Here is a 21,600-nt window from a genome sequence, read left to right on the forward strand (position 1 = left end):
AATAAACCACCAAAATTGGTGGTTTATTTTTTATATGGATGATAACTTTTGCCCTCTTGCAGCTCCCTCTTTGTTTCTGCATCTATAACGATGTACTTATGAAACGCTTCTACTTCATTTTGAGTAAAAGAAGCGAAAAAATAGACTTGGCGATCAGGGTGAACAAAAAAATCTTGAAGCACCACTCTACTTCGACAACCGACAGCTGTTTTTTGCAGGAAAGAAAATTCCTCATCAGCCACTTCTTTAAATGAAATTTTTTTACGAACACTATATGCTGCATTTTTGTACTCTTTATAAATTTTCTTATCTAACTGTTTATAAAAAACATCCCCACTCACAAATGACTTATTTTGATTGCTTGGATAATTTAGTTTTCGGTTGGATTCTGCATATGTTGTGGACAATTGCGCAAGAAAACAAATAATGAATACGATACATATCATTTTTTTCATCATTGCACCTCAATTTTTTATTATCCACATTACTTTTCCACATATTTAAATCCATATGCTGTTTCCAATAAAAAGGAATTTTTTCCACATTTGTCGAAGTATATAGCGTCAACTTGAAAGATGGGGATGAATTATGAAGAAAATTATTTTAATACGACATTGTTCAGCAACTGGGCAAGAATGTGATGCTGAATTAACGACCGATGGAAAAGACCAAGCAAATACCCTTGCTACATTCCTCTTAGAAAATACTCTACAAATCGATCATATTATTTCAAGCCCATTTGTCCGAGCTATCGATTCCATTCGGCCCTATGCACTCCAAGCTAACTTATCTATCCAAGAAAATGAACGATTAACTGAACGCATATTGAGCAACGTTCCAATGGATGATTGGATGCAAAAACTAGAATCCACTTTTACGAATATAGATATTGCCTTTTCAGGCGGAGAGTCAACAAAACAAGCAACAGACCGTGCCATATCGCTTATTCAAGACGTTTTACAATTAAACCATACGACAACACTACTTGTTACACATGGCAATTTACTTACGCTCATTTTAAAGCATTTTGATCATACGATTGGCTTTAATGAATGGAGAACTTTAACGAATCCTGATATTTACGAAATTACAATCGACGAACAATGTATCATAACACGCTTATGGGAAGCATCGTCCAAGTAATATCCCTTTCCAAAACATTCAGTTGACGCCACGAGAAGAGACTGTTCTAACAATAGAAAGGGGTATCATTTCATATGTACGAAGACGTACTTGCTTTACTACATAAAACAAATGTTTCTTATGAAAAATTCGAACACGAACCAGTACTCGATTATGAGACGGATCGGATCGTACGCGAGAGACTTGGCTTACAAGGCACTCCAAGTAAAAGCTTATTTTTAAAATCAACATCTGGAAATTTTTATGTGTTTTTTACGTTAGAAGGAAATCGGCTTAACCGCGGAGAGATGAAAGAAATAATGGGAGAACGCTTATCGCTCTGTTCTCCTGATGAACTAAGAATGGAAACTGGCTGTACTCCAGGATGTGTAGCTCCTTTTGGTTATTCACAAGAAGTAACAATTATTGTGGACAGTTCCGTTTATACGTACGATAAAATTTTAATTACACCTGGTGTACCTGAATTTACAATTGAATTATCCACAGAAGAATTAAAAAAGATTTTATTAACATGTACAAATACCGTTTTAGAGTACAAACAAAAAGAGAGCTGATCGTTAGCTCTCTTTTTTCATTATTTAGCTTCTGCTGTTTTTTCTTTTGCAGAACGTACTTGCTCGTCCGCATGGTAAGAAGAACGCACAAGTGGGCCAGCTTCACAGTGGCTAAATCCTTTGCTAAGTGCAATTTCTTTAAGCTCTGCAAATTCTGCTGGTGGATAATATTTAATAACTGGTAAATGCTTCTTAGATGGTTGTAGATATTGTCCAAGAGTTAAAATATCCACATTGTTTGCACGTAAGTCATCCATTGCTTCAATTAAATCTTCTCTTGTTTCACCTAAGCCGACCATAATGCTCGATTTAGTTGGAATATCAGGCTGCATTTCTTTTGCTCGACGTAAAAACTCTAATGAACGGTCATACTTTGCTCTAGCGCGAACTCGGTTAGATAATCGACGTACTGTTTCAATGTTATGGTTTAAAATATCTGGTTTTGCATCCATTAACATTTTTAAGTTTTCTTCTACCCCAGCCATATCAGATGGTAATACTTCGATAGACGTGAATGGGTTTTTACGACGTACTGCTCGTACTGTTTCAGCAAAAACAGCTGCTCCGCCGTCCTTTAAATCATCACGTGCAACCGCTGTTATAACAACGTGCTTTAAGCCCATTTGTACTACTGAATCTGCTACGCGTTCTGGTTCTTGTAAATCAAGCTCAGTTGGTAAGCCTGTTTTAACCGCACAAAAACGACAAGCACGTGTACAAACCGCACCTAAAATCATAAATGTTGCTGTTTTTCTTACAGCCCAGCATTCATGAATATTCGGACATTTTGCCTCTTCACAAACGGTATGAAGATTCTTAGAACGCATCATTTTCTTTAAGCCTGTATAGTTTTCATTCGTGTTTAACTTAATTTTCAACCATTCGGGCTTGCGCTTATATTCTGTTTGTTTTGTCATGGTTATCAACTCCGCACAATATGAAATAGTTTACCGTGTTCGCTTCTTTCAATGTAACATATCTATTCTAACGTATGAAAGCGATTTGCTCAAATGAAGATTCTAAGATTTTTTCCAATCGTTCCCTATAATGAAATACTCCGTATATCCCACACTAAAAAGAGTGATGTTGTGAAAGGAGTCTATTTCATGCTTCGAAAAATTTCTCTTTTGCTTTCTATTTGTTTTCTTCTCCACCAAAACATCGCTTACGGTGAAGATAATCAGCAAAGCATATACGAAAAGCGCATGGCACTATATAAAGAAACCGAGCAGTCTTCAGGCATTCCATGGTATTACTTAGCTGCAATGGATCAATATGAAAGAAATATACGGAGCGTAAGAAAAGATATTCCAAAAAAACCAGATGCCATCATTTCCCTTTATTTCAAACCAGAAATATGGGCTGGACCTGTTAATAGTAACGATACTCTCCCCCATACAATTTCTCTATTTGGCGGAATAGGTTTAGATGGTGACAAAGATGGATTTGCAAATGCAAATAGCGACCGTGATCTTCTGCATACCGCAGCGACTATTTTAAGGAAACAAGGAACGTCAGAAGACCGTATTAAAATTATGCTTTGGGAATATTATAGACGTGCAAAAACAGTTGATTTAATTAGCGAGTACGCCCAAATTTATAAACATTATGGACGTATTAATTTAGAAGGAAATGCTTTTCCTCTTCCGATTCGTAGTGACCATAGCTACCGTAGTACTTTCGGCGCTGGAAGAAGTTTTGGCGGAAGACGAATTCATGAAGGAACCGATATTTTCGCCGGATATGGCGTGCCAGTAAGATCGACTTGCTATGGCATTATTGAAACAAAAGGCTGGAACCGCCTTGGTGGATGGCGCATTGGTATTCGTGACCTTCATAACAATTACCATTATTACGCTCATTTAGGCGGGTTCTCAAAAGAAATACAGCTTGGACAAATTGTTGAGCCAGGAAAAGTAATTGGATTTGTTGGTAGCACTGGTTATGGACCTCCTGGTACAGCCGGAAAATTCCCACCCCACTTACATTTTGGCATATATAAAGACAATGGCTATACAGAATGGGCCTTCGATCCATACATGCATTTAAGCCTTTGGGAACGCAAAGAACGAGCAAATACAAAAAGATAACCGTAGCTGCATTGCTACGGTTATTTTTTATCCAGTAAAAGCCCGGCTCAACCGAGTATCACTTTATATGCAACTAACTATCTGTTTTCTTTTTATCAGGTACAGCAACACTTCCGCTTCCATAATACGTAGGCACTTCCCCTTGAACGATACGCGTCGCAATCGGAACATTTTGTTTCACAGTTATCTCTTTCGTATGAAATGGAATAATTACTTGCAATGTTACTTCCATTTCCATAACAATTTGAATCGCTGTAGTATTAATTCCATGCGGCTCAATTTTTTGTTTAATATCTGTATTCACATGCCCAATTGGCGTGAAATGAATCGGAATATCTGGTCCTATATTACCAAGGAGTGCATTATCAGTTACACGTCCAAAAGGAACTGCCATAGTCGCCCCGTTTTTTTCAGAAATACCTAGCTCCTTCAACTTTCCTTGTTCTACTTGTTGCAAATATTTTTCTATGTACGTGGTCGTTGACGTTACGATTTCATTTACTTGCTTCGTATTTAAATTAATTGTGGATACTTTTCCGTTTTTATCATTCTGTACTTTCATTAATGAATCGACATCGAATCCTTCATTAATTCTATCCTTTACCGCCTTCGTCATAATTGCTGTCGCCATTTTATGTGTCTCTACTTCCCCATATTTAATTAAGGTCGGCTGAATACTATTATTCACAATCCACAACCCTTGCGTAAGTAATATAACAAAAAGAATAAACGACATAAGCAGTATATACCGAAAGGCAATAGGTCCCCTTCGAAACCGCGAGTTTTTCGAGCGAAATATACTCATAAAAAAACCTCCTTCTTATATCATTTCTATGCAAGAAGGAGGGACGATATATGCTTATCTCATTTTTAATAATGCTTCTTTTCCAATCGTTCCTACTGGAATGCCTAACGCTTCAGCTCCAGTCGTTACCGATTCTAGTGGCGCTTCAAGAAGTTGTTCAATCGTTCTTACACCAACCGCACGGCCAGCAATAATTCCTCGATCACCTAATTTCTCATTTAAAAGACCTACATCTAATGCACCACACATAATATATCCTTTATCGCTCATTACAGCTAGCAAATTCGTCTTTGGAAGTTTCACGCTAACCGCAATAAACGTATAATTATCAATTATAATTGGCTCCACATTAACCATAGTTCACACTCCTCTCTTTCTTATCTGTATGACAAGAGAAAAATGAGTGTTACAAGTTAACTAGCCTATAGTTTAACGGAAGTTGTATGAGTTATTAACATATCCGTTAACACATCTCTAAGTAGTTCTGGCATATAATATTGTTTGCTAGAAAGTGTGGATAGCTCTGGGTATAAGTATCCAAACGTAAACATATCGATTGTTCCTACCGTATATATACGGTCTAACTCCAGCGATTCGCCGTTAATCAATACATCTTCTAATAAAATTTTATTGCCAGGAATCGTATCTGGAATGACTTCTACACCAGCATAAATCATTTTCCCCATCACTTTCCCCCGAAATCCGAATCCTTTCACCTCAAGATTCTCCATGTTCGGTTTACGTGCTTTCAAAATAACTTCTCTTAATATCTTTCCTGGAACTTTCAAAGCACACGGATTAATTGGATGTGGACAAATTCTGTGAATATCTCCGCGCGTTACAACACCCTCTTCTAGCCCTTCAAGAAGTACACCGGCGTTCACCATGCCAATCTCTGCATCGCACCATGTTTTCAGCGCACTTGCTAACATATGAGAAAACGGCGTCTCCTGAAACCAATCAACCGGTAATGACTCTTTTAAATGAACGACAGGCTCTGCCATTATATGCTTACTTTCTTCCTGCAGTATTTCAATTGTGGATAACGGCTCGCTATAAGCACCTAACCGTTCCGTCTTAATCGCTCTACCGTCTTTTTTCAACAGCTTCTTCGTCTCTTTATCCACAGTAAGCTGAACGTGGCCAACGTAACGTCCCCACTTTTCACAACAGCAAAGTAAAGTATTGTTCAGTAGAACACCACGCTCAAATAAATGATGCGTATGTGCACCTAAAATAACATCTATATCATAATGCTCTGCCATATACTCATCCATACTTTTTCCAAGGTGAGATAGGACAACGGTAATATGCGCCTCATCTTTCACTTCTTCTAAAATAGACTCTAAATGGATAAGCGGATCTTCAATATGCCAATCGAGCATATGATAAAACTCTGGATAAGCTACCGTTAATCCGATAAAAGCAATGATAATCCCATCTGTCGTCGTATGTAATTTATAAGGCTTCGCCCACGCTGGACGTACCCCTTCTTTTTTAAATAAATTCGCAACGAGCACCTCAAATCCAGCATCATCATATAGACGATTCAAATGCTCCTTCGCTAACGTAATGCCTTCATTATTTCCGATCGTTACATAATCATATAACGCCTCATTTAAAAGCTTCGTATTCCCAAGGCCATTTGTCGCTTCCGAAATACTATGAAAACGATCCACATGATCACCAATATCAACCGTCAAAACAGTCTCTCCCGCTTCCTGTCTTCGCTTTTTCTCCCCTAGAACAAACCGAGAAATTTGCGGCCAATTTTCAAAATGACTATGTATATCGTTTGTATGATAAAGGTGGATGATTGTTTCTTTATTTGTATTCAGAGAAAAAACCTCCTCTCAGTTCCTTACTGCCATTTACGCTATGCGCACACAATAATCCTGTAAATACTTTTCGTCTTTTCTTGCTATTTTACATTGTACTCGCATTGTGAGAAAAAGCAAAAGATTGTCCTTTTCATATGAGAAACTTTTGCTAATGCAGGAAAGAATTCCAGATAGTGGAGGGAGGGGTGGATTTGTCAAAAAGTTTAATAGAGAATTCAGTGGGTGGTTGTTCAAGTGGATTTGTCAGTATCTTTGTCTTAAACCTAGTCGTTCTCTGTTCTTATAAAATGTTTGGGGTATGTGAGGATTTTCTTTTGTCTTATCTTGTCGACAAATCGATATTCCTTGTCGAAACGTTGATATATTGAAATAATCGTTGATATATTCCCGTTTATGATCGATATATTTGAAAAATCGTTGATATATTTAGCTGAACACCCACCCGGGTATCCTCTCCCAAGTCAAGACAAGCCAAGATAAATCCGCAAAACAAAAAAGCGCCCTGCACAGCAGGGCGCTTCTACTTTATCTATTAACCAATAGAACCTTCCATCTCAAACTTGATTAGGCGGTTCATTTCAACTGCGTATTCCATTGGAAGTTCGCGAGTGAATGGCTCGATGAAGCCCATTACGATCATTTCTGTAGCTTCTTGCTCAGAAATACCACGGCTCATTAGGTAGAATAATTGTTCTTCTGATACTTTCGATACTTTCGCTTCGTGCTCAAGTGAAACGTAATCGTTTTTGATTTCGTTGTAAGGAATTGTATCAGATGTAGATTGGTTATCCATGATTAACGTGTCACACTCGATGTTAGAGCGAGAGTTTTTCGCTTTTGGTCCGAAGTGTACGATACCACGGTAAGTTACTTTACCACCATGCTTCGCAATCGATTTAGAAACGATTGTTGAAGACGTGTTTGGTGCTAAGTGAATCATTTTCGCACCAGCATCTTGGTGTTGGCCTTTACCAGCAATCGCGATTGATAATGTTAAACCGCGAGCGCCTTCGCCTTTTAAGATAACTGCTGGGTATTTCATCGTTAATTTAGAACCGATGTTACCATCAATCCATTCCATCGTTGCGTTTTCTTCACAAACCGCACGTTTTGTAACTAGGTTGTATACGTTGTTCGCCCAGTTTTGGATTGTTGTATAACGGCAATACGCATCTTTTTTAATGATGATTTCTACTACCGCACTGTGAAGTGAGTTAGTAGTGTAAACAGGTGCTGTACAACCTTCTACGTAGTGTACGTGTGCGCCTTCGTCTACGATGATAAGCGTACGCTCGAATTGTCCCATATTTTCAGAGTTAATACGGAAATACGCTTGAAGTGGTGTATCAACTTTAATACCTTTTGGAACGTAGATGAATGATCCACCAGACCAAACTGCAGAGTTTAATGCAGAGAATTTGTTGTCTGTTGGTGGGATTACTTTTCCGAAATGCTCACGGAAAATATCTTCGTTCTCTTTTAATGCGCTATCTGTATCTTTGAAGACGATTCCTAGAGCTTCTAGGTCTTCTTTCATGTTGTGGTATACAACTTCAGATTCGTACTGTGCAGATACACCAGCTAAATATTTTTGCTCAGCTTCTGGAATACCTAATTTATCAAATGTTGCTTTAATTTCATCAGGTACTTCATCCCAAGACTTCTCAGATTTCTCAGATGGTTTTACGTAGTACGTAATTTCATCGAAATCTAAGTCGTTTAAGTCGCCGCCCCATTGTGGCATTGGCATTTCATAGAACTTATCCAGTGATTTTAAACGGAAGTCTAACATCCACTGTGGTTCTTCTTTCATACGTGAAATCTCTTCAACGATCTCTTTTGTTAAACCGCGTCCAGCACGGAAAATCGAAACGTCTTTGTCTTTGAAACCATATTTGTAATCGCCGATATCTGGCAGTTGCTTCGCCATGTTGGTGTGTCCCTCCTTAGATAACCTCATTTTTAGGAACCTTTAACATTACTTATCTTCGTTTAAGCCCTTTTCTAACGCTTTCCACGCTAATGTTGCACATTTAATACGTGCAGGGAACTTGCATACGCCTTGTAATGCTTCAATATCTCCTAAATCGATGCTGTCATCGTACTCTTTTCCTAGCATCATGTCAGAGAAAATTTTCGAAAGCTGAAGTGCTTCTTCAATTTTCTTACCTTTTACTGCTTGTGTCATCATTGAAGCTGAAGACATTGAGATTGAACATCCTTCGCCTTCAAACTTCGCCTCTTGCACAATACCTTCTTCTACTTTCATCGTAAGTTGAATACGATCGCCGCAAGTTGGATTGTTCAAGTTAACGGTAACACTATCTTCTAACACGCCATGGTTACGAGGATTTTTGTAATGATCCATAATAACTTGACGATATAACGTATCTAAATTATTAAATGACATTTGTGAAATACTCCTTTGTCTTGATTAGCGATTCAACAAATGTATCAATTTCTTCTTTTGTATTATATAAATAGAAGCTCGCACGTGCTGTTGAAGAAGCTTTTAGCCACTTCATAAGCGGTTGTGCACAGTGATGTCCTGCGCGAACTGCAATGCCTTCTACATCTAATACAGTCGCTACATCGTGAGGATGTACGTCTTCAATATTAAATGTAACAAGACCAGCGCGATGCTTTGGACCATAAATTGTAACGCCATCTACTTCTGATAGTCTTTCTAAAGCGTATTGCGCTAATTCATGCTCATGCTTTTCAATATTATCAAGACCGATTTCTTCTAGGAAATCAATTGCCGCACCAAGTCCGATTGCATTACCGATAATCGGTGTACCCGCTTCAAACTTCCACGGAAGCTCTTTCCAAGTAGATTCTTGTAAATCTACGAAATCAATCATTTCACCACCAAATTCAATTGGCTCCATATTGTTTAGCAATTCTTTCTTACCATATAATACGCCGATACCTGTAGGTCCGCACATCTTATGAGCAGATAATGCGTAGAAATCACAGTTTAAATCTTGTACATCCACTTTCATGTGAGGTGTACTTTGTGCACCATCAACGACCATAATTGCTCCGTTTTCGTGTGCGATTGCTCCGATTTCTTTTACAGGGTTAATCGTTCCAAGTACGTTTGATACTTGCATAATAGAAACGATTTTTGTATTCGGTGTAACAGTTTGACGAACATCTTCTAAAGAAATTGTACCGTCTGGTTGAAGCGGAAGGTATTTCAAAGTTGCGCCAGTTTTCTTCGCAACTTGTTGCCACGGAATGATGTTACTATGGTGTTCCATGTAAGAAATAACGATTTCATCGCCTTCTTTTACATTTTCAAGGCCATAGCTAGCCGCTACTGTATTTAATGCAGTTGTCGTTCCGCGCGTGAAAATAATCTCTTCCATTGATTTCGCGTTAATAAACTTGCGAACTTTCTCACGTGCACCTTCATACGCGTCGGTAGCTTTCGTACCGAGCGTATGAACACCGCGATGCACGTTAGAATTATATTCTTTATAGTAACGTTCTAACGTTTCAATGACTTGAATTGGTTTTTGAGAAGTTGCTGCACTATCGAAATAAACAAGTTGTTTGCCGTTCACTTTTTGATCAAGAATTGGAAACTGTTTGCGTATTTCATGAATATTCATTAGCGAACTTTCCTTTCAATTACCTCAACAAGCTGTGCTTTTACTCCTTCAATTGGAAGCTCATTTACTACAGGTGCTAAGAATCCATGGATGACTAAACGTTCTGCTTCGCGTTTTGGAATACCACGGCTCATCAAGTAGTATAATTGGTACGGATCTACGCGGCCTACTGAAGCTGCGTGACCTGCCATAACATCATCTTCATCAATTAAAAGAATTGGATTCGCATCACCGCGAGCTTTTTCGTCTAGCATAAGAACGCGAGAAGATTGTTGTGCATTTGATTTAGATGCACCGTGTTCAATCTTACCAATTCCATTAAAGATAGATGTTGCACTATCTTTTTGTACACCGTGTTTTAAAATCCAACCTTCAGAGTGTTTACCGAAGTGAACAACTTTAGTTGTAAAGTTTTGTGTTTGGTTACCACGGCCAATTGTTACTGTTTTCGTATCAGCATATGAACCGTCGCCCATTAAGTTCGTAACGTTCTCTGAAATTGTGTTTCCATCATTCATAAGGCCTAGAGCCCAATCAATGCGGCCGTCGCGTCCAACAACACCGCGGCGGTTAACGTAAGTTGTTACGTCTTTTGCTAATAGATCAACCGCACCGAATTTCACTTGTGCGCCTTGTTCCACAATTACTTCTGCTACGATATTTGCAATACCTTTAGCATTTTCATTTGCAACATAGTTTTCTACATAAGTTGCAGTACTGTTCGCATCAGCTACGAATAATACGTGGTTATATACGTTAGCTTCTTCGCCGTCTACTAAGAATACAGCTTGAAGTGGAGTTTCAAGAACAACGTTTTTCGGAACATATACGAATGCACCGCCGTTGATTAATGCAGCATGAAGTGCAGTTAGACGATGCTCGTCTACTTTCACTCCGTCTTTCATTAAATACTTTTGTAGTAATTCAGCATGCTCTGTTGCAGCTGTTACGATATCTGTGAAAATAACACCTTTGTCTTTTGCTTCGTCTGCTAAAGAAACGAACGCAGTTGTACCAGTACGTTGCACTAATACGCTGTTATTTTCATCGATTAAGTTTTTCACTGCTTCTGGAAGCTCTGTTAAAGAACTTACAGGCTCTTGCTTAGCAGCGTCGCCTTTTCCGATAAAGTCCCATTTTTCAATTTTCGTTTTATCAGGCGTTGGCATTGGAAGTTCTGTTGCTTGTGCAAGAGCTTGTAAGCGGAACTCAGTCAACCAAGCAGCTTCGTTTACTTCGCTTGCGCGTTGACGGATTGTTTCTTGATCGAAAGGTAATGTACCGATTGTCATGTTTATGCTCCTCTCTTACGCTTCTTGCTCTGTTGTTTCGTCTTCAATACCTAATTCTTTTTTAATCCAGTCGTAACCTTCAGCTTCTAGACGTTGTGCAAGCTCAGGGCCACCAGATTTAACGATACGACCGTTCATCATAACGTGAACGAAGTCTGGAGTGATGTAGTTTAATAAGCGTTGGTAATGCGTAATCATTAGGCAACCGAACTCTTCGCCGCGCATTTGGTTAATACCTTTAGATACAACTTTTAATGCATCGATATCAAGACCTGAGTCGATTTCATCTAAGATTGCGATTTTTGGCTCAATCATCATTAATTGAAGAATTTCGTTACGCTTTTTCTCTCCACCAGAGAAACCTTCGTTTAAGTAACGTTGTGCCATTTCTGGATCCATTTCTAGGAATTCCATGTTTTTATCTAATGTACGGATAAATTTCATAAGAGAAATTTCATCGCCTTCTTCACGACGTGCGTTAATTGCAGAACGTAAGAAGTCAGCGTTTGTTACTCCGCTAATTTCACTTGGATATTGCATTGCTAGGAATAGACCCGCTTGTGCGCGCTCGTCTACTTCCATTTCTAATACATCTTCACCGTCAATGATGATGCTACCTTCTGTTACTTCATACTTTGGGTGACCCATAATTGCAGAAGATAAAGTTGATTTACCTGTTCCGTTAGGTCCCATAATTGCGTGGATTTCTCCACCTTTTACTTCAAGGTTTACACCCTTTAAAATTTCTTTGCCGTCAATTGATACGTGTAAGTCTTTAACCGTTAATGTAGAACCAGCCATCTCAATACCTCCATTAATCCTATATATACATTTTAAAAATTCCTAAAACGTTCATATTCTCATTTTATTCTCATTCTAATTTTATATCAAATAAAATGATATCGCAAACGACGAAAAAAAGTAACCGTTTTTTCACAAATGTATATAAGTATTTCCTTTACATCTTTCTATGATACACCTTTCTTCTTATTTATATAAAGAAAAAAGGACTGGTAATTTCCCAGTCCTTTCCTTATATTTATTCACTTACCGGAAGTACAGCACCTTTATATTCTTTATTAATAAAATCTTGAATTTCTTTTGAATGTAACACTTCTACTAGCTCTTTAATTTCTTTTTTCTTCTCATCACCTTTACGAACTGCAATGATGTTTGCATACGGAGAGTCTGCTCCTTCAATCGCAATTGCATCCTTCGTTGGATTTAATTTTGCATCAATTGCGTAGTTCGAATTAATGAATAAAGCATCTCCCTCATTATTTTCATACAACTTCGGTGAAAGTCCAGGTTCAACATCTGTTTTAAATTTTAAGTTTTTCGGATTTTCGACTACATCTTTTACTGTCGCCTTAACCACATCTACACCATCTTTAAGCTTAATCACGCCGCCTTTTTGTAACAATGCTAACATACGGCCTCGCTCCGCTACGTTATTACTCATAATCACTGTCCCGCCATCTGGTAAGTCTTTTAAGCTTTTATATTTCTTAGAATAAATACCCATTGGCTCTAAATGAATTTTTCCTGCGTTTACAATTTTATATCCCTTTTCTTGGATCTCCTTATCTAAATACGGAATATGCTGGAAGTAGTTCGCATCAATCTCTTTATCCGCTAACGCTTTATTTGGCAGTACATAATCCTGGAACTTTTTAATCTCTAACTTAATGCCTTTTTTCTCTAAGATTGGCTGTGCTTTCTCTAAAATAACAGCATGCGGCACGTTAGAAGCTCCAACAACAAGCTTATTCTCTTCTTTTCCTCCGCAAGCAGCTAATGTAAATACAGACAGCGCTGTAACAACTGACAATAGAATCTTTTTCATATGATGTCCCCTTCTCCCCTATAGTTATGTAGTTATAAAAAAGGCTGGCATACACCAGCCTTTTCAGCAATTATTCTTTTACAGGAACAACCGCTCCTTTATATTCTTTATTAATAAAGTCTTCGATTTCTTTAGAATGCAATACTTCTACAAGCTCTTTAATCTCTTTTTTATCTTTATCACCTTTACGAACAGCTACTATGTTTGCGTACGGTGAATCATCACCTTCAATTGCAATTGCATCTTTTTCTGGGTTTAATTTCGCATCAATTGCATAGTTAGAGTTAATTAAAACAGCATCGCCTTCCTTATTGTTATACACTTGTGGTAGTAAACCCGGCTCGATATCTGTTTTAAATTTTAAGTTTTTCGGATTATCTGCAATATCTTTTGGAGTTGCATTAACTGGCTCTACTCCGTCTTTAATTTTTAAAATGCCTTCTTTTTGTAAAATTGCTAAACCACGTCCATGGTCAGTAACGGAATTACTCATAATGATTGTCGCCCCGTCTGGAAGTTCTTTTAGGCTCTTATACTTTTGAGAGTATACACCAATTGGTTCTAAATGAATTTTCCCCGCTATTTCAAAATCATATTTTTTATCTTTAATTTCTTTTTCTAAATACGGAATGTGCTGGAAGTAGTTTGCATCTAAATCTTTATCCGCTAACGATTTATTTGGTAATACGTAGTCTTGGAATTTTTTAATTTCTAACTCGATTCCTTTTTTCTCAAGTAACGGTTTTGCCTTTTCTAAAATTTCAGCGTGCGGTACGTTAGAAGCACCAACAACGAGTTTCTTTTCATCTTTATCTTTCCCGCCACAAGCAGCTAAACCAAAAATTGAAGTTGAAATAAGTGCCGTAAGTAATAATTTTTTCATTTGAAACATCCTCCCGTTTTTATTATCGTTTATCTATTCGAGTCGTTAAACTATCACCAATCCACTGAATTAAAAATACAACTAGTAATACACAAATTGTCGCAACGATTGTTACATCGTTATTTCCCCTTTGGAATCCTTCTAAGTAAGCAAGTGTTCCAAGGCCACCAGCACCAACAACTCCCGCCATTGCTGTATAGCCTACTAAAGCAATTGTTGTAACCGTAATACCAGATACTAATGCTGGTAACGATTCTGGAATCAATACTTTTAAAATAATTGTGCTTGTTTTTGCTCCCATTGCTTTTGAAGCTTCAATTACACCTTTATCAATTTCGCGAAGTGCGATTTCAACCATTCTCGCGTAGAATGGTGCCGCCCCAATAATTAAAGCTGGCAGCGCTGCACTTGCTCCAAGAATTGTTCCAAGAAGAATCTTTGTGAATGGGATTAATAAAATAATTAAAATGATGAACGGTATAGAACGGAATATATTTACGAATGCTCCAATCACCGTATTAATTGATTTGTTTTCCCATAAATTATCTTTCGCTGTCATGAAAAGTAACAATCCTAAAATTAGTCCTAAAACAAATGTCGCAAGAGCTGCGATTGCCGTCATATATAACGTTTCACCAGTTGCTTCTAACATTTGATTCCAATCAACATTTGCAAGTAACTTATCCATGTGCAATCACCTCCAGCTCTACTTGATCTTGATGAATTCCTTCTATTGCTTGCTGGATCGCTGTTTCCTCACCATTTAAATGAACAACTAAACTACCGTAAGAACCGTTATTCGTTTGTGCGATATTTCCTTGCAAAATGCTAACTTCTATATCACTGCGTTGCATCAATCGTTGAAGCACTGGTCTTTCTACAGCCTCACCGATAAACTGCAAACGAATCACTTTTCCATCTGGATATTTTTCAATTAAACTTTCAATCGTTTCATTTGTATCTTCAGAATCTGTTAACTGCTGTACAAATCGTTTCGTAATATCTTGCTTCGGATTACGGAATACATCAAGTACTGGACCCGTTTCTACAATCTTTCCTCTCTCCATTACCGCCACTCGATTACAAATCTTTCGAATTACGTGCATCTCATGTGTAATGAGTACAATTGTTAAACCAAGGCGCTTATTAATGTCTAATAGTAAATCCAAAATTTGATCTGTCGTTTCTGGATCAAGAGCTGACGTTGCTTCATCACATAAAAGTACTTGTGGGTTGTTAGCTAATGCTCTTGCAATCCCAACGCGTTGTTTTTGTCCCCCGCTCAGCTGAGATGGGTACGCGTCTCCTCTTCCTTCTAATCCAACAAGATGAATTAATTCATCAACACGTTTTCTTCTCTTCGTTTTATCAACACCTGCAATTTCAAGTGGAAACTCTATATTTTCACGTACAGTTCGTGACCAAAGTAAGTTGAAGTGCTGAAAAATCATTCCGATTTCTTGCCTTGCCTTACGAAGTTCACTTCCTGTAATTGCTGATATGACACGATTCGCAATTGTAATTTGGCCAGAAGTCGGTTTCTCTAACTGATTAAACAATCTGATTAAAGAACTTTTCCCAGCGCCGCTATATCCGATAACACCAAATATTTCGCCTTTTTCTATTTTTAAATTGGCGTTATCTACAGCAGTGACATCACCGCTTTTCGCCTTATATATTTTCCTTACATTCTCTAATAGAATCATGATGTTCACCCCTTTTTTGTTTAGGTCGACTCCGCAATTTTTTATTTTTAATGCGTGTAGTCCACTGTTATCATTACTTTTATTATTTGAATGTCCTCCACATTCAAACAATAAAAAAACCTTTCTGCTTTAGAGAAGCAGAAAGGTTTATATGCGTATATAACAACATTATCCCTCTCTCTCATCTCTCAAAGCATTCGCTTTGCAGGAATTGGCACCATTTCAACATAAGTTGACGGTTGCCGGGCTTCACAGGGCACAGTCCCTCCACCTCTCTTGATAAGAGAAATCAGATTCAATTTTCGTCTGATTTGAAATTTATGAAATTGTCTATATTTTATGACTTGAATTGTATCAATATACGCTCACCATGTCAACAGAAATTTTCGCAAAAAATGAAACTTCAGAATTTTAAGCACCTACTGACATCGGTTTACATATATGAAACATCGATTCCACTAATAACATCGTTCGGTACGTTCCTGAATATTGTACACGTCCATCATTCATTAACATTTGCAATCGTACATTTCCATTCACCAATTGTTCTATATCCTTTTCGTCTAAGCAAATGATTTGTTCCGTTCCTCTTTCCTCATGTACCAGCTCTATATAATCTCTTGAAATTTGTAACGAACAACTTTCATCTCTAAAGCGGAAATTAACAGTTTTTTCTTCTTGTCTTAAAAGTGGTTCTAAATGATATTGACCATTAGCGTAATTTACAAATGATTGAAGCAAAGAATATAATCTCACCCTAAATCACATCCTTCATATCACTTTCTATTACATACCATTCCCTCTCACTAAAGAGCAATCCTGTTATTTTCGCTCGACAAATACTGTATCCACCCTGCATCTCGACATATTTCCCAAGAAATATGTCGAGGCGGCAAAAATTTTGCCGCCTACTTTAATTCCGTATATAAATATTCAACCGAATGAAATGCGTATATCTTCTTCATCAGTGTCCCATTTTCAAAAACAAGTAAACAAGGTACACTTTCAATCCCATACTCTTTCGCTAAATGCGGAGCATAATTTAAATCTAACATCCCAATTTTGAGGCCTTCAATTGTCATCTCAACGACTGTTAACATCTTTTTTGCTAATTGGCATGTTCCACACATTGGAGTATATACATATAACACTGTTTTTTCTTCATTCTCTATTAGGGCTGTAGCTTCGGCTCCTGTCCAATCGATCACTTCTATCATTCCTTACCGTAAATATTCTGTATAAACGTCAATGTCGGCTCCCCATAATACATTTGCTAAGTGTGTAGATGGCGCAGTTGCCACTTCTCGGTACGAGCGATCAATATAGATATGCTCGGCTTGCGGAAATTCTTTTCGAAATTGTTTCCTTAACTTTTCTCCAGCATCATCAGCATCCACTAGCACATACACTTCCTTATCAAAAAACTGATCAACGAGCTCATCCATTTTCGACAAACCAATTGTACCATTTGTACAAACAATTTCCACTGGTTCACGAATAATAGATTCAATCTTTCTTCTATCTGATGTACCTTCTACAATAATGACTTTTTCCACATAAATCATATGTCATCACCCGATCACCATATACTATACAACCTTGAACTTAGTATATAGTATATTCGTTATTTTCATGTTGTTTCCTGTTTATTTTTGCAAAAGAAAAGCGAAACCGACTGTTTAGCCCTGTTGGCTAAGGTTCTTCCGTACAGAAGACGCTTTTTGTCTTCTCGTGCAGAAGGTTCTTAGACATGAAGGGCTAGGAGTTGGAGCTAGACAATGAAAAGCGCAAGCGGCTCATTTAGATTGTGAGGGGGATGGAGCTTCTGACGTAGAGGCGCTTTTTGCCTTGTAGGAAGAAGCGAAGCCACCGAACAATCTAGTCGCTGGAGCTAGACAACGAAAAACAAAAACGGCTAGACCTGCATAAAGATTAAACGAAAAAGTTTTTTCAAAAAACGTTCTCCTACACGATAATTAGTATATGATTCTACATTCATTATTTTACACAAAATAAAAAAGGACAGCACAAAGGCTGTCCTTTAGTCGACTATAATTAGTCTTGGTTTGTCATTTCTGCATATTTTTCTGCAGTTAATAACTTCTCAACTTGGCTTGCATCAGAAAGTTCAACTTTAACCATCCATGCACCCTCGTATGGAGATTCGTTAACAAGTTCTGGTTGGTCACTTAATTCTTCGTTTACTGCTACAACTTTACCGCTTACAGGTGCGTATAACTCAGAAACTGTTTTAACAGATTCTACGCTTCCGAATGGCTCGTCAGCTTCGATTGTTGCACCTACTTCAGGAAGTTCAACGAATACGATATCACCTAGCTCACCTTGTGCAAAGTGAGTGATACCGATAACAACTTCATTACCTTCAGTTTTTACCCATTCGTGTTCTTCAGAGTAACGTAAATTATTTGGAATGCTCATGACTGTACCTCCAGTGAATGTATTAATTATGTAAAAATACCTTATTGGTACTTTTTCCACACACTTTCAAACTGCTCTTCGTTAAAACCAAGTGTTACATTCGTTCCATCTGTTACAATTGGACGTTTGATCAACATGCCATCAGATGCTAAAAGCTCATACATTTCGTCTTCGCTTGCATCTTTCAACTTATCTTTCAGACCAAGTTCACGGTAACGCATTCCACTTGTATTAAAGAATTTTTTTAATGGTAATTCACTTTTTTCATGTAAATTACGTAAATCTTCTTTTGATGGTGGATTTTCAACAATATGAATCATCTCATATGCTACATCGTTTGCCTCAAACCATTTCTTTGCCTTTTGACATGTGCCACACTTTGGATATGAATAAAATGTTACTGTCATAAATTCACCTACTTTTTTACTAACCTTTACCTTTATCATATAGAAAACGTTTTATTATTTCAAACCATTATTCGCTAAACTTTTACTTATTTCGTGATAATTTTTAATAATCCTGCGAATTTTTCTTATTTTTCCGCCATTTGTTAAGAAAAAAATAAATATATAAATTTTTTTAGATTCTGCACCAAACATATATCTTAAACAAGCGTTTGATTAATTTCTTATTTTTCTTTGTTAGCCTTTGAACTACATGAGTTTCTTTCTACCGAACATACAGCTTAAACAAACGTTTGATTAATTTCTTATTTTTCTTTCTTAACCTTTGAACTACATGAGTTTCTTTCTACCGAACATACAGCTTAAACAAACGTTTGATTAATTCTCCATTTTTCTTTGTTAACCTTTGAGCTGCATCGATTTCTTCCTACCGAACATACAGCTTAAACAAACGTTTGATTAATTTCTTATTTTTCTTTCTTAACCTTTGAACTACATGAGTTTCTTTCTACCGAACATACAGCTTAAACAAACGTTTATTTTTAAAAAATAAGAAGCCTTTTTTACAGGCTCCTTCATCATCGACTTAAGTAATCCGAAATGGTTTGAAATACTACTATATACATATTATGAATATTTCGATCGGAAACAGTATCATTATATAATCCCATACCCCAATATTGCCCTTCAGGGTTCCCCATATTTACAAACCCTTGCGTATAAGTCATCGTTTTATCCTTTGGGGTATTATCATAATCTAAATCCTTGTTAGTAAAAATTAAATACGGTCTATCTTGCAAACCAATAAAAAATACCGGCTTCTTTAACGATAAAAATAAGTCCGTATACTGCTCCTTTGATGCCTCTTTAAAGTATTCTTTCATAACGAAAAAACCATCAACTTTTGCTGATTTCTCCTGCATTTCTTCTAACTTTATACTTTCAAACTTTACATTCCTAAACGTATCTTTCGGCTTTTCTCCAACAACTCCAATTACGAGTGCTCTTCCGTTATATTCTAATTTTTCTCCTTCGTTATTCTTTGCACACCCAGCACCTACTAGGCATAACAATATAAAAACTAAAAAATATGATAAACGCTTCATTTAGCACCCTCACCCTTCTTTTTAGTCAAGTGACAAAAACGTAAGGTTAATTCAAGAAAATGTAAGTAAAATCGATAGCCCAATTCACGTTTCTATATTATAATCAATTGAATTTACTTACATTACTAAACATAGGAGATCAACATGAAGAAATTTAAACTTTCATCTTTTCTTCCGTTAAGTTATATACTTCTACTCGTACTCGTAAGTCCCCTTTACGACGTATTAAATAAATCGACTGTTCACGCAGTAGACGTTACAACTGTAGTAGATGATTGGATTCCATTTGTAAAAGCATTTATTATTCCTTATTTACTTTGGTTTCCATACTTATACGGCGCACTTATTTATTACTGCTTCGCTGACCGAAAGCAATATTATATCACTTTAAGTAGTGTTATTTTTGGAAAACTTGCTTGTTTTTCTATTTATTATTTTTGGCAAACAACTGTACCGCGTCCGACTGTCGTTGGAACAGATGTATTTTCTGAACTAGTTCGCTATATTTATAGTATCGACCAGCCAGTAAACTGTTTCCCTAGCATTCACGTTCTTACTACATTTGTAATTATGTTAGCTGCCTTTAAGCGTAGAGAACAACATGCTTTTGAATATTACATCCTTACTTTCTTCGGTACACTTATTATTTTATCAACGCTATTTACGAAGCAACATGCCTTTGTAGATGCCGTTTCTGGAATGACACTTGCAAGCATACTTTACTTCGGCGTTCAACTCTTATTGGCCAAAGAACCAATAAGAGTTCCAGTAAAACAAAATCATAGAATGTAACATGACAAAAAAGCAGACTGTGGCTTCTCAGTCTGCTTTTATCTATTATTAAGGAGATTTTCAATTTAAGATTGCGGTACAGTCATATCACCAGAATGAATACGACCTGCTTTTTTAAGAGCAATGTAAAGTATATAAGAAACAGCTACTGGAATGACGATATAAGTAATTACCATGGCCGGGAGAACTTCCCATCCTTCGCTGGAAATTAAATTAATTGGTGCGATAAGAGAACTTAATCCAAGACCTGCAATTTCTTTTCCTGCTTCCAGTTGGAAAATTAATGCGGATACCGGACCAACTATAGCACTGGCGACGACAGTTGGGACGAGAATCATTGGATTTTTAGTGATATTTGGCAACTGTACTTTCGGAGTACAAAGAGCTTGAGCTAATATGCCACCTAAATTGTTTTCTTTTGCTGAGATGACAGAGAATCCGATAAACTGAGCGACGCATCCGGCAAGAGCTGCACCACCTGCAACACCGTCTAAGCTAAGTGCGATCGCTAACGCAGCTGATGAAGCTGGAGAGATAAGTAATAGTCCCCAAACTACTGCAATGACGATAGAAGCGATAAACGGGCTACCAGCTGAGCTATCTTTAATGAACGCTCCAACTGCATTTAAAACAGGAGTAATATTATGAGATAACCAAATACCAACTAAACCAGAACCTAATATGGCCGCAAATGGAACGAGCATCATATCTAAAGCAGTTTTTCCGCTTAAACGTTTACCAATATATACAGCTAAAGTTGCTGTTAATAAAGCACCGATTGGCTCACCTGTTTTAATAATTAGACCAGCTTCAGTAATTGAAATGGATCCGGCACCAATTGCTCCAGCCACCATAGCCGAGAAGATTACAAGACCATTTGCACCGAGCATAAAAGCAATTCCAGCACCAATGGCTGGTGCCATAAGTGATTTTGCAACAACTCCAATTGTAATAAGCAACGGAATATCAACAATTCTTCCTATATTTTCGATTAGTAAACCAATTCCGAGGGATACGAAAATACCTTGTGCGATACCAGCAGATGCTTTAAATACACGAGACATTATATATTCCTTCAT

25 protein-coding genes and 1 riboswitch are annotated in these 21,600 nt (G+C 37.3%); of the genes, 4 read left to right on the plus strand and 21 right to left on the minus strand.

Features of this window, described 5'->3' with window-relative positions:
• Window positions 1-23 precede the first annotated feature (23 nt).
• Complete coding sequence (locus tag BM089_RS21515; RefSeq protein ID WP_000738182.1) at window positions 24-455, minus strand: hypothetical protein; 432 nt, start codon at window positions 453-455, stop codon at window positions 24-26.
• Between the two features lie 133 nt (window positions 456-588).
• On the opposite strand from BM089_RS21515, the gene BM089_RS21520 reads away from it, so the two are divergent.
• Both BM089_RS21520 and BM089_RS21525 read left to right on the plus strand, forming a co-directional pair.
• A complete protein-coding gene (locus tag BM089_RS21520) occupies window positions 589-1,143 on the plus strand; it encodes a histidine phosphatase family protein (RefSeq protein ID WP_090978057.1) in 555 nt (184 codons plus the stop codon).
• A 74-nt stretch (window positions 1,144-1,217) separates the two neighbouring features.
• The gene (locus tag BM089_RS21525) at window positions 1,218-1,697 is read left to right on the plus strand and encodes a YbaK/EbsC family protein (protein WP_090978059.1); all 480 of its coding nucleotides are present in this window, start codon (window positions 1,218-1,220) and stop codon (window positions 1,695-1,697) included.
• 20 nt (window positions 1,698-1,717) lie between these two features.
• Here the strand turns inward: BM089_RS21525 and lipA are convergent, their stop codons facing one another.
• Window positions 1,718-2,614, minus strand: a complete 897-nt coding sequence (lipA, locus tag BM089_RS21530; RefSeq protein ID WP_000166367.1) for a lipoyl synthase — start codon at window positions 2,612-2,614, stop codon at window positions 1,718-1,720.
• A 189-nt stretch (window positions 2,615-2,803) separates the two neighbouring features.
• Here lipA and BM089_RS21535 point away from each other — a divergent pair, with 189 nt between their 5' ends.
• The gene (locus BM089_RS21535; RefSeq protein ID WP_000944681.1) at window positions 2,804-3,787 is read left to right on the plus strand and encodes a M23 family metallopeptidase; all 984 of its coding nucleotides are present in this window, start codon (window positions 2,804-2,806) and stop codon (window positions 3,785-3,787) included.
• Between the two features lie 73 nt (window positions 3,788-3,860).
• Here BM089_RS21535 and yunB read toward each other — a convergent pair whose 3' ends face one another.
• The 18 genes from yunB to BM089_RS21625 form a co-directional block, all read right to left on the minus strand.
• The gene (gene yunB, locus BM089_RS21540) at window positions 3,861-4,592 is read right to left on the minus strand and encodes a sporulation protein YunB (protein ID WP_000021807.1); all 732 of its coding nucleotides are present in this window, start codon (window positions 4,590-4,592) and stop codon (window positions 3,861-3,863) included.
• 54 nt (window positions 4,593-4,646) lie between these two features.
• The gene (locus BM089_RS21545; protein ID WP_000248467.1) at window positions 4,647-4,949 is read right to left on the minus strand and encodes a YunC family protein; all 303 of its coding nucleotides are present in this window, start codon (window positions 4,947-4,949) and stop codon (window positions 4,647-4,649) included.
• Between the two features lie 65 nt (window positions 4,950-5,014).
• Complete coding sequence (locus tag BM089_RS21550) at window positions 5,015-6,430, minus strand: bifunctional metallophosphatase/5'-nucleotidase (protein WP_276591288.1); 1,416 nt, start codon at window positions 6,428-6,430, stop codon at window positions 5,015-5,017.
• Between the two features lie 535 nt (window positions 6,431-6,965).
• Window positions 6,966-8,363, minus strand: coding sequence for a Fe-S cluster assembly protein SufB (sufB, locus tag BM089_RS21555; protein ID WP_001118824.1), 1,398 nt, complete (start codon window positions 8,361-8,363; stop codon window positions 6,966-6,968).
• A 48-nt stretch (window positions 8,364-8,411) separates the two neighbouring features.
• A complete protein-coding gene (gene sufU / locus BM089_RS21560; protein ID WP_000009523.1) occupies window positions 8,412-8,843 on the minus strand; it encodes a Fe-S cluster assembly sulfur transfer protein SufU in 432 nt (143 codons plus the stop codon).
• A complete protein-coding gene (gene sufS, locus BM089_RS21565) occupies window positions 8,833-10,053 on the minus strand; it encodes a cysteine desulfurase SufS (RefSeq protein ID WP_001020767.1) in 1,221 nt (406 codons plus the stop codon). Before sufS ends, sufU begins: the two co-directional genes overlap by 11 nt.
• Entirely contained in the window at window positions 10,053-11,345 is a 1,293-nt protein-coding gene (gene sufD, locus BM089_RS21570) for a Fe-S cluster assembly protein SufD (RefSeq protein WP_000152173.1), read from the minus strand. Before sufD ends, sufS begins: the two co-directional genes overlap by 1 nt.
• A 15-nt stretch (window positions 11,346-11,360) precedes the next feature.
• Complete coding sequence (gene sufC, locus BM089_RS21575) at window positions 11,361-12,146, minus strand: Fe-S cluster assembly ATPase SufC (RefSeq protein WP_000929163.1); 786 nt, start codon at window positions 12,144-12,146, stop codon at window positions 11,361-11,363.
• 238 nt (window positions 12,147-12,384) lie between these two features.
• Window positions 12,385-13,191 carry a methionine ABC transporter substrate-binding lipoprotein MetQ gene (gene metQ, locus BM089_RS21580; protein ID WP_000722399.1) on the minus strand — a complete coding sequence of 269 codons (807 nt, stop codon included), beginning with the start codon at window positions 13,189-13,191 and terminating at the stop codon, window positions 12,385-12,387.
• A 70-nt stretch (window positions 13,192-13,261) separates the two neighbouring features.
• On the minus strand, window positions 13,262-14,074 hold the full coding sequence (gene metQ, locus BM089_RS21585) for a methionine ABC transporter substrate-binding lipoprotein MetQ (protein WP_000735080.1): 813 nt from the start codon (window positions 14,072-14,074) through the stop codon (window positions 13,262-13,264).
• A gap of 22 nt (window positions 14,075-14,096) precedes the next feature.
• Window positions 14,097-14,762, minus strand: a complete 666-nt coding sequence (locus BM089_RS21590) for a methionine ABC transporter permease (protein ID WP_000359401.1) — start codon at window positions 14,760-14,762, stop codon at window positions 14,097-14,099.
• Window positions 14,755-15,780: a methionine ABC transporter ATP-binding protein gene (locus BM089_RS21595; protein WP_000601791.1), complete on the minus strand. Its 1,026-nt coding sequence runs from the start codon at window positions 15,778-15,780 to the stop codon at window positions 14,755-14,757. Before BM089_RS21595 ends, BM089_RS21590 begins: the two co-directional genes overlap by 8 nt.
• Before the next feature lie 178 nt (window positions 15,781-15,958).
• Window positions 15,959-16,066: riboswitch (SAM riboswitch) on the minus strand.
• A 125-nt stretch (window positions 16,067-16,191) separates the two neighbouring features.
• Window positions 16,192-16,536: a hypothetical protein gene (locus BM089_RS21600; RefSeq protein ID WP_001242140.1), complete on the minus strand. Its 345-nt coding sequence runs from the start codon at window positions 16,534-16,536 to the stop codon at window positions 16,192-16,194.
• A gap of 152 nt (window positions 16,537-16,688) precedes the next feature.
• On the minus strand, window positions 16,689-16,997 hold the full coding sequence (locus BM089_RS21605) for a thioredoxin family protein (protein ID WP_002025020.1): 309 nt from the start codon (window positions 16,995-16,997) through the stop codon (window positions 16,689-16,691).
• Between the two features lie 3 nt (window positions 16,998-17,000).
• Complete coding sequence (locus BM089_RS21610) at window positions 17,001-17,345, minus strand: toprim domain-containing protein (RefSeq protein WP_000640870.1); 345 nt, start codon at window positions 17,343-17,345, stop codon at window positions 17,001-17,003.
• Between the two features lie 490 nt (window positions 17,346-17,835).
• Entirely contained in the window at window positions 17,836-18,219 is a 384-nt protein-coding gene (gcvH, locus tag BM089_RS21615) for a glycine cleavage system protein GcvH (protein WP_000026896.1), read from the minus strand.
• A gap of 41 nt (window positions 18,220-18,260) precedes the next feature.
• Complete coding sequence (locus BM089_RS21620; protein WP_000218968.1) at window positions 18,261-18,626, minus strand: arsenate reductase family protein; 366 nt, start codon at window positions 18,624-18,626, stop codon at window positions 18,261-18,263.
• A 575-nt stretch (window positions 18,627-19,201) separates the two neighbouring features.
• Window positions 19,202-19,729 (minus strand): hypothetical protein, encoded by a 528-nt coding sequence (locus tag BM089_RS21625; protein ID WP_000826910.1) that lies wholly within the window; start codon window positions 19,727-19,729, stop codon window positions 19,202-19,204.
• A gap of 144 nt (window positions 19,730-19,873) precedes the next feature.
• Here BM089_RS21625 and BM089_RS21630 point away from each other — a divergent pair, with 144 nt between their 5' ends.
• Window positions 19,874-20,521: a phosphatase PAP2 family protein gene (locus tag BM089_RS21630; RefSeq protein ID WP_090978061.1), complete on the plus strand. Its 648-nt coding sequence runs from the start codon at window positions 19,874-19,876 to the stop codon at window positions 20,519-20,521.
• Between the two features lie 65 nt (window positions 20,522-20,586).
• On the opposite strand, the gene BM089_RS21635 is transcribed toward BM089_RS21630, so the two are convergent.
• The gene (locus tag BM089_RS21635) at window positions 20,587-21,600 is read right to left on the minus strand and encodes a PTS sugar transporter subunit IIC (RefSeq protein WP_000666168.1); all 1,014 of its coding nucleotides are present in this window, start codon (window positions 21,598-21,600) and stop codon (window positions 20,587-20,589) included.

This window comes from Bacillus sp. 5mfcol3.1 (genome assembly GCF_900114335.1).
Taxonomy (GTDB): domain Bacteria; phylum Bacillota; class Bacilli; order Bacillales; family Bacillaceae_G; genus Bacillus_A; species Bacillus_A thuringiensis_S.